Origin of the sequence: Mycobacterium sp. (genome assembly GCF_019243155.1) — a bacterium.
In the GTDB taxonomy this organism is placed as follows: Bacteria; Actinomycetota; Actinomycetes; order Mycobacteriales; family Mycobacteriaceae; genus Mycobacterium.
Genome location: NZ_JAFAUS010000500.1, coordinates 1 through 2,834, shown reverse-complemented (window position 1 = coordinate 2,834; position 2,834 = coordinate 1). Strand labels below are relative to the sequence as shown.

The 2,834-nt window shown below is 65.5% G+C and carries 3 protein-coding genes; 2 read left to right on the top strand and 1 reads right to left on the bottom strand.

Annotated features, from left to right (window positions below; all coding sequences use genetic code 11):
• The first annotated feature begins 1 nt into the window (after window position 1).
• Both JOZ00_RS25210 and JOZ00_RS25205 read left to right on the top strand, forming a co-directional pair.
• A complete protein-coding gene (locus JOZ00_RS25210) occupies window positions 2-1,624 on the top strand; it encodes a sensor histidine kinase (protein WP_293349725.1) in 1,623 nt (540 codons plus the stop codon).
• On the top strand, window positions 1,621-2,064 hold the full coding sequence (locus tag JOZ00_RS25205; RefSeq protein WP_293349722.1) for a response regulator: 444 nt from the start codon (window positions 1,621-1,623) through the stop codon (window positions 2,062-2,064). Before JOZ00_RS25210 ends, JOZ00_RS25205 begins: the two co-directional genes overlap by 4 nt.
• A 2-nt stretch (window positions 2,065-2,066) precedes the next feature.
• On the opposite strand, the gene JOZ00_RS25200 is transcribed toward JOZ00_RS25205, so the two are convergent.
• Window positions 2,067-2,834: CoA transferase (locus JOZ00_RS25200; RefSeq protein WP_293349719.1), on the bottom strand; the 768-nt coding region annotated here is incomplete at its 5' end.

The following is a 2,834-nucleotide window of genomic DNA, read 5'->3' as shown; positions in this document are numbered from 1 at the left end:
CGTGACGCCCCCCTGGTTGCGCCGCCTGCGGCTGTCGCAGCTGACCGTTCGGGGCTGGCAGGCCCTGGTCCTGCTCAGCATGGGCGGCATGGTGCTGGCCGGTGCGCTGATCGGGTCGGTTCTGCTCGACCGCACCGACGACATGTCGCGGGAGTTGACCGACAGCATCCAACCGGCGCGGGTGGCGGCTTACCAGATGCAGTCCGCGCTGCGCGACCAGGAGACGGGCATCCGCGGCTACCTGATCGCCGCAGACCGGCAGTTCCTCACGCCCTACTACGACGGGCAACATGCCGAGCAGGCGGCGGCCGACGAGATCCGGCGCCGGCTGGGGGCGCATTCGGACCTGATCAACGATCTGGACGAGATCGAGCGGGCCGCCGCCAACTGGCGGGCGAATTACGCCGAGCCGGTGATCGCGGCCGTGCTCCCGAACGGCAAGAACGTCACCAGCAGACCGTCGGCAGAACGCGGTAAGGCCGAATTCGACCACCTACGAGGCCTTTTCGATAGGCAGAACGCCAATCTATATGCGGCACGGTCGAATTCCACAGCCGAGTTGAGAAGCACTGACGCGTGGCGCGACAGGGTGCTGGGCGGGATGGTGCTGCTGTTCTTCATCACGGCCGCCTTGTTGGGATTCCTGGTGCGAGACACCGTCGCCCGCCCGCTAGCGGCGCTGGCCGCGGCATGCAGGCGGATTACCCAGGGCAATTTCGGTGAGACCATCGAGCCGCCGAAGCGGCCCAAAGACGTTCGCAACATGGCCATCGACATGGAGGACATGCGCAGGCGCATCGTCGAGGAACTCGAAGTGTCGCGTATGGCCAAATCCCAGCTGGACGAGCAGACCGCCGAATTGCGGCGCTCCAACGCCGAACTCGAGCAGTTCGCCTATGTTGCGTCGCACGACCTGCAGGAACCGCTGCGCAAGGTCGCCTCGTTCTGCCAGCTGCTGGAGAGGCGGTACGGCGACCAGCTCGACGAGCGTGGCCACGAGTACATCGGATTCGCGGTGGACGGTGCAAAACGCATGCAGGCGTTAATCAACGACCTGCTCACCTTCTCCCGGGTCGGCCGGTTGGGCACCACCGAAACCGAGGTGAACCTGGACGCGACGCTAGACGCCGGCCTGTCCAATCTGGCCACCGCCATCGAAGAGTCCGACGCCGAGATCGTGCGCCCGCAGCAGCCGCTTCCGCAGGTCCTCGGCGACCCGACGCTGCTGACGATGTTGTGGCAGAACCTCATCGGCAACGCGGTGAAGTTCCGCCACGTCGACCGTCGGCCCCGCGTCGTCATCGACTGCGCCCAGGGCACCGAGAATCACGACGGCGAATGGCTGCTCAGTGTTTCGGACAACGGGATCGGCATCCCCGAGGAGTTCGCCGACAAGGTCTTCGTGATCTTCCAGCGTCTGCACGGCCGAGAGGTCTACGCCGGAACCGGTGTGGGCCTTGCTTTGGTCAAGAAGATCGTCGAACACCACGGCGGCACGATTTGGATCGACACGTCTCAAACCGATGGGACAAGAATTGAATTCACTCTCCCCGTGCCCTTGGCCGAGCCCGACACGGGGGAAGGCGCCGCACGCTCAGCAGCTTTGGAAGGAGCGCACGAATGACATCTGCCGACGGTCGAGCCATTGACATCCTGCTCGTCGAGGACGATCCGGGAGACGAGCTCATCACGCGAGAAGCGTTCGAGCACAACAAACTCAAGAACCGGCTGCATGTCGCGCACGACGGCGAAGAGGGTCTGGACTACCTGTACAAGCGAGGTCGGTTCGAAGAGGCGGCACGGCCCGACCTCATCCTGCTCGACCTGAACCTGCCCAAGTACGACGGACGGCAGCTCCTCGAGAAGATCAAGTCCGACCCCGACCTGGCGCGCATCCCGGTCGTGGTGCTCACCACCTCCTCGGCGGAGGAGGACATCCTGAAAAGCTATAAGCTGCACGCCAATGCGTACGTCACCAAGCCCGTCGACCTGGACCAGTTCATGAAGGCGGTCCGGCAGATCGACGAGTTCTTCGTTCAGGTGGTGCGGCTGCCCGGCATCTGACGCTACGGCGTGGTTTGCGCTGCCGTGAGAAACGCGTCGTTGTGCTGGCCCGCGGCCGGCGGGGGGTCGGTGGCCGCGGCGTCGAAGCTCTCGTAGCGAGCCGGGGTGCGCACCACCGTGATCGCGTCGTCGTCGCGGCCGACTTGCAGGGCGAGTTCGTTCTCGGCAAACAGCGGGGTGCTGACCACCTGCTTCCACGTGTAAGCCAGGCAAGCCATCAGGCCGCCCTGCTGCAGCAGCTCAACCCATTCGGCGGCGGTCTTGGCGGCCAGCGCCTTCTCGAGTTCCTCGGTCAGCTCGGGGTAGTTCACGGCGCGGGAGCGCTGGTCGATGAACCGCTCGTCGTCCAGCATGTCGGGCCGCTCGATGATCTCGCACAGCTTCGCCCAGTGTTTGGGCACATACGCGCTGATCACCAGGTAGCCGTCGGCTGCCTTGAACGCGTCCGACGGTTGGGTCGCGAAGCCGACTCCCTTGCGCCGCTTAGGTTTTGATTCGCCATCCGGCTTGGGCGCTTCGCTGGGCTTGTTCAGGTGGATTGTGAGCTGACTGGCCTGCAGGCTGACCGCGACGTCGTACATCGCGACGTGCACCACGTCGCCCACGCCGTGGCGTTCGCGGTTGAGCAGCGCGCCCAGCACCGCCTGGGCCAGCACGTGACCGCTGGCGGCGTCGACGAGCTGGAACGGGATGATCTGCGGCTTGCCGGTCGGCGTGGGCATCCCGGTGGTCATGCCGGACTCGGCGGCCACCATCAGGTCGACGCCCGG

Excerpts from the sequence above, each read along its gene's own strand:
- JOZ00_RS25205 (WP_293349722.1), top strand. The coding sequence starts at position 1,621 with ATGACATCTGCCGACGGTCGAGCCATTGACATCCTGCTCGTCGAGGAC.